This window comes from Streptomyces bungoensis, from assembly GCF_001514215.1.
Classification (GTDB): Bacteria; Actinomycetota; Actinomycetes; order Streptomycetales; family Streptomycetaceae; genus Streptomyces; species Streptomyces bungoensis.
On record NZ_KQ948897.1, the window covers coordinates 2,481 to 2,983 of the forward strand.

The 503-nt window shown below is 71.0% G+C and carries 1 protein-coding gene; it reads left to right on the forward strand.

Features of this window, described 5'->3' with window-relative positions; genetic code table 11:
- Positions 1-8 precede the first annotated feature (8 nt).
- The coding region (locus AQJ66_RS36500) for a polyketide synthase dehydratase domain-containing protein (protein ID WP_244163044.1) at positions 9-503 on the forward strand (495 nt) is incomplete at its 3' end.

The following is a 503-nucleotide window of genomic DNA, read 5'->3' on the forward strand; positions in this document are numbered from 1 at the left end:
ATCACGAGGTGGTCGGCACGGTTGTGTTCCCCGGTGCCGCGTTCGTGGAGCTGGCGGTGCATGCCGCCGACCGGGTCGGCTGCGGCAGTATCCGTGAGCTGACCGTGCAGACCCCCCTCGTCCTGCCCGAGCACGGTGCCCTACGGCTGCGGGTGGAGGTGAGCGAGCCCACCACCGACGACGGTGCGCGTCCGATTCGCATTGACGCACGCCCCGACACGGGCACGGGAGCCTCCTGGACCTGTCACGCCACGGGTGTCCTGGACGTCGATGAGCCTTCCCCGGACTGGGACCTCACCGCCTGGCCGCCTGCCGGGGCACGGCCGGTGGACGTCTCCTACGACACCCTGGCCGACCACGGGTACCGCTACGGGCCGCTCTTCCAGGGCTTGCAGCGGATGTGGCGCCACAACGACCACGTCTACGCCGAGGTCGCCCTTCCCACCGACCCGGACGCCTACACCATCCACCCCGCTCTCCTCGACGCCACCCTCCACACCGCG